This is a genomic window from Streptococcus sp. ELY_137 (assembly GCF_058314515.1).
The window spans coordinates 1-5415 of record NZ_JBZFUL010000027.1; the positions used below are offsets into that span (position 1 = coordinate 1).

Annotated in this window: 1 tRNA gene and 3 rRNA genes; all 4 read left to right on the forward strand. The window is 50.0% G+C overall.

The features are described from left to right. Window positions 1-103: 103 nt before the first annotated feature. Window positions 104-1651, forward strand: a 16S ribosomal RNA gene (locus tag AC4HAO_RS11210). Between the two features lie 197 nt (window positions 1652-1848). Further along, window positions 1849-1921 (forward strand) — tRNA-Ala (locus AC4HAO_RS11215). A gap of 356 nt (window positions 1922-2277) precedes the next feature. Then, window positions 2278-5178: ribosomal RNA gene (locus AC4HAO_RS11220) — 23S ribosomal RNA — on the forward strand. Window positions 5179-5298: 120 nt separating this feature from the next. Continuing rightward, a 5S ribosomal RNA gene (gene rrf / locus AC4HAO_RS11225) occupies window positions 5299-5414 on the forward strand. Together the 16S, 23S and 5S rRNA genes with 1 tRNA gene alongside form the textbook arrangement of a ribosomal RNA operon. Window position 5415: the final 1 nt, after the last annotated feature.

The following is a 5415-nucleotide window of genomic DNA, read 5'->3' on the forward strand; positions in this document are numbered from 1 at the left end:
AAGACCTTTGAGAACTGAATAGACAAGAAACCAAGCGTGCGGGTTAAGGAATTAACCTGTCAAAAATACGAAAATAAGTCAGAAATGACTGAGTTAGATTAACTTTAATGAGAGTTTGATCCTGGCTCAGGACGAACGCTGGCGGCGTGCCTAATACATGCAAGTAGAACGCAGAAGGAAGGAGCTTGCTTTTTCTGGATGAGTTGCGAACGGGTGAGTAACGCGTAGGTAACCTGCCTGGTAGCGGGGGATAACTATTGGAAACGATAGCTAATACCGCATAAGAGGGGTTAACGCCTGTTAACCCTTTAAAAGATACAACAGTATCACTACCAGATGGACCTGCGTTGTATTAGCTAGTTGGTAGGGTAAAGGCCTACCAAGGCTGCGATACATAGCCGACCTGAGAGGGTGAACGGCCACACTGGGACTGAGACACGGCCCAGACTCCTACGGGAGGCAGCAGTAGGGAATCTTCGGCAATGGGGGGAACCCTGACCGAGCAACGCCGCGTGAGTGAAGAAGGTTTTCGGATCGTAAAGCTCTGTTGTCAGAGAAGAACGTTGTGTAGAGTGGAAAGTTACACAAGTGACGGTAACTGACCAGAAAGGGACGGCTAACTACGTGCCAGCAGCCGCGGTAATACGTAGGTCCCGAGCGTTGTCCGGATTTATTGGGCGTAAAGGGAGCGCAGGCGGTTTTATAAGTCTGAAGTTAAAGGCAGTGGCTCAACCATTGTTGGCTTTGGAAACTGTAGGACTTGAGTACAGAAGGGGAGAGTGGAATTCCATGTGTAGCGGTGAAATGCGTAGATATATGGAGGAACACCGGTGGCGAAAGCGGCTCTCTGGTCTGTCACTGACGCTGAGGCTCGAAAGCGTGGGTAGCGAACAGGATTAGATACCCTGGTAGTCCACGCCGTAAACGCTGAGTGCTAGGTGTTGGGTCCTTTCCGGGACTCAGTGCCGGAGCTAACGCAATAAGCACTCCGCCTGGGGAGTACGACCGCAAGGTTGAAACTCAAAGGAATTGACGGGGGCCCGCACAAGCGGTGGAGCATGTGGTTTAATTCGAAGCAACGCGAAGAACCTTACCAGGTCTTGACATCCCGATGCTATCCCTAGAGATAGGGAGTTACTTCGGTACATTGGAGACAGGTGGTGCATGGTTGTCGTCAGCTCGTGTCGTGAGATGTTGGGTTAAGTCCCGCAACGAGCGCAACCCTTATTGTTAGTTGCCATCATTGAGTTGGGCACTCTAGCGAGACTGCCGGTAATAAACCGGAGGAAGGTGGGGATGACGTCAAATCATCATGCCCCTTATGACCTGGGCTACACACGTGCTACAATGGTTGGTACAACGAGTCGCAAGCCGGTGACGGCAAGCTAATCTCTGAAAGCCAATCTCAGTTCGGATTGGAGGCTGCAACTCGCCTCCATGAAGTCGGAATCGCTAGTAATCGCGGATCAGCACGCCGCGGTGAATACGTTCCCGGGCCTTGTACACACCGCCCGTCACACCACGAGAGTTTGTAACACCCAAAGTCGGTGAGGTAACCTTCGGGAGCCAGCCGCCTAAGGTGGGACGGATGATTGGGGTGAAGTCGTAACAAGGTAGCCGTATCGGAAGGTGCGGCTGGATCACCTCCTTTCTAAGGAAAAACTAAGTAACGGAGGGCGTTTAAAAGCGACTTAATTTTAGGAAACCAAGGCAGTATGCTTGCATACAAGGTGGTTTATCTAAATCACAAGCTTTTAGCCCGAGTACAATTTAGCCGATAAGGTTAATGGTACCCTTATTTAGCTACGGAAGCACGCTTGGTGTCTATTTAGTTTTCAGAGGTTTTGTGGGGCCTTAGCTCAGCTGGGAGAGCGCCTGCTTTGCACGCAGGAGGTCAGCGGTTCGATCCCGCTAGGCTCCATTATCTAGGATACAAAGAGATGTTCGGCTTGCCGAAATTTCTGTAGAAAAATAGGAAATCGACGCCGTGTGTCTTGCACACAAGGAGATTTATCTTTTTTCCTAAGAAATTAATCTCGTGTTCAACTAGATAAGCTGATATTAGAATACGATCCTAAACTTTCTAGGAATAAGTCAAAACCGCCTAGTGTCTTAGCGACACGTCGTTGGTTGTTTCCTTATTCTACGCAAGTTTTGCGACAGGTCGCACCGGATCTTAATATCATGACTTGCCCATTGACAATTGAATATCTATCAAAAAAGTAACAAGAAATAAACCGAAACGCTGTAGAAACATATTAAAGAGTTTTTTAATAAGGTTAAGTTAATAAGGGCGCACGGTGGATGCCTTGGCACTAGGAGCCGACGAAGGACGTGATTAACGACGAAATGCTTTGGGGAGCTGTACGTAAGCTTTGATCCAGAGATATCCGAATGGGGGAACCCACTAACTGCTGGTTAGTATCCCTACCTGTTAAGGGTAGCGGAGGGAAGACGCAGTGAACTGAAACATCTCAGTAGCTGCAGGAAGAGAAAGCAAGAGCGATTGCCTGAGTAGCGGCGAGCGAAAAGGCAGGAGGGCAAACCAAGTTGTTTACAACTTGGGGTTGTAGGACTGTGACATGGGCACAAGAGTTATAGAAGAATGATCTGGAAAGGTCAGCCAAAGAGAGTAAGAGCCTCGTATTTGAAATAGCAGCTTGAGCCTAACAGGATCCTGAGTACGGCGAGACACGTGAAATCTCGTCGGAAGCTGGGAGGACCATCTCCCAACCCTAAATACTCCCTAGTGACCGATAGTGAACCAGTACCGTGAGGGAAAGGTGAAAAGCACCCCGGAAGGGGAGTGAAATAGAACCTGAAACCGTGTGCCTACAAGAAGTTCGAGCCCGTTAATGGGTGAGAGCGTGCCTTTTGTAGAATGAACCGGCGAGTTACGTTTACGTGCGAGGTTAAGTTGAAGAGACGGAGCCGCAGGGAAACCGAGTCTGAAGAGGGCGCATAAGTACGTGGATGTAGACCCGAAACCAGGTGACCTACCCATGAGCAGGTTGAAGGTGAGGTAAAACTCACTGGAGGACCGAACCAGAGTACGTTGAAAAGTGCTTGGATGACTTGTGGGTAGCGGAGAAATTCCAAACGAACTTGGAGATAGCTGGTTCTCTCCGAAATAGCTTTAGGGCTAGCGTCGACATTGAGAATCTTGGAGGTAGAGCACTGTTTGGGTGAGGGGTCCATCCCGGATTACCAATCTCAGATAAACTCCGAATGCCAAGTATTTATGGTCGGCAGTCAGACTGCGAGTGCTAAGATCCGTAGTCGAAAGGGAAACAGCCCAGACCACCAGCTAAGGTCCCCAAATAATTGTTAAGTGGAAAAGGATGTGGGGTTGCACAGACAACTAGGATGTTAGCTTAGAAGCAGCTATTCATTCAAAGAGTGCGTAATAGCTCACTAGTCGAGTGACCCTGCGCCGAAAATGTACCGGGGCTAAAACAATTTACCGAAGCTGTGGATCCCGTAAGGGATGGTAGGAGAGCGTTCTATGTGCCTTGAAGGTATACCGTGAGGAGTGCTGGAGTGCATAGAAGTGAGAATGCCGGTATGAGTAGCGCAAGACAGGTGAGAATCCTGTCCACCGTAAGACTAAGGATTCCAGGGGAAGGCTCGTCCGCCCTGGGTTAGTCGGGACCTAAGGAGAGACCGACAGGTGTATCCGATGGGCAACAGGTTGATATTCCTGTACTAGAGTATAGAGTGAAGGAGGGACGCAGAAGGCTAACTCAACCGGACGACTGGAAGAGTCCGGCCAAGCAGTGAGGCGTGGACTGAGTCAAATGCTTAGTTCTGTAACGTTGAGCTGTGATGGGGAGCGAAGTTTAGTAGCGAAGTGAGTGATGTCACGCTGCCAAGAAAAGCTTCTAGCGTTAATGTATACTCTACCCGTACCGCAAACCGACACAGGTAGTCGAGGCGAGTAGCCTCAGGTGAGCGAGCGAACTCTCGTTAAGGAACTCGGCAAAATGGCCCCGTAACTTCGGGAGAAGGGGCGCTGGCTATAAGGTCAGCCGCAGTGAAAAGGCCCAAGCAACTGTTTATCAAAAACACAGCTCTCTGCGAAATCGCAAGATGATGTATAGGGGGTGACGCCTGCCCGGTGCTGGAAGGTTAAGAGGAGTGCTTAGCGTAAGCGAAGGTATGAATTGAAGCCCCAGTAAACGGCGGCCGTAACTATAACGGTCCTAAGGTAGCGAAATTCCTTGTCGGGTAAGTTCCGACCCGCACGAAAGGCGTAATGATTTGGGCACTGTCTCAACGAGAGACTCGGTGAAATTTTAGTACCTGTGAAGATGCAGGTTACCCGCGACAGGACGGAAAGACCCCATGGAGCTTTACTGCAGTTTGATATTGAGTATCTGTACCACATGTACAGGATAGGTAGGAGCCATAGAAGCCGGGACGCTAGTTTCGGCAGAGGCGCTGTTGGGATACTACCCTTGTGTTATGGCTACTCTAACCCGATTGGCTAAACGTCAATGGAGACAGTGTCTGACGGGCAGTTTGACTGGGGCGGTCGCCTCCTAAAAGGTAACGGAGGCGCCCAAAGGTTCCCTCAGACTGGTTGGAAATCAGTCGCAGAGTGTAAAGGTATAAGGGAGCTTGACTGCGAGACGGACAGGTCGAGCAGGGACGAAAGTCGGGCTTAGTGATCCGGTGGTACCGTATGGAAGGGCCATCGCTCAACGGATAAAAGCTACCCTGGGGATAACAGGCTTATCTCCCCCAAGAGTTCACATCGACGGGGAGGTTTGGCACCTCGATGTCGGCTCGTCGCATCCTGGGGCTGTAGTCGGTCCCAAGGGTTGGGCTGTTCGCCCATTAAAGCGGCACGCGAGCTGGGTTCAGAACGTCGTGAGACAGTTCGGTCCCTATCCGTCGCGGGCGAAGGAAATTTGAGAGGATCTGCTCCTAGTACGAGAGGACCAGAGTGGACATACCGCTGGTGTACCAGTTGTTCTGCCAAGAGCATCGCTGGGTAGCTATGTATGGAAGGGATAAACGCTGAAAGCATCTAAGTGTGAAGCCTCCCTCAAGATGAGATTTCCCATGACGTTATGTTAGTAAGAGCCCTGAGAGAAGATCAGGTAGATAGGTTGGGAGTGGAAGCGTTGTGAGACGTGAAGCGGACCAATACTAATCGCTCGAGGACTTATCCAAAGATAAGTAACGGAGGGCTTTTAGCCCGAGTACAATTACTTAGTATTGACAGCTAGAGGTTAGGCTTGATACAATAGATAGGTATTCAATTTTGAATTGGCAAACTAAGTCCATTCATAGTTAAGTGACGCTAGCCTAGGAGAGACACCTGTACCCATGCCGAACACAGTCGTTAAGCCCTAGTACGCCTGAAGTAGTTGGAGGTTGCCTCCTGCGAGATAGGGGAGTTGCTTAGCA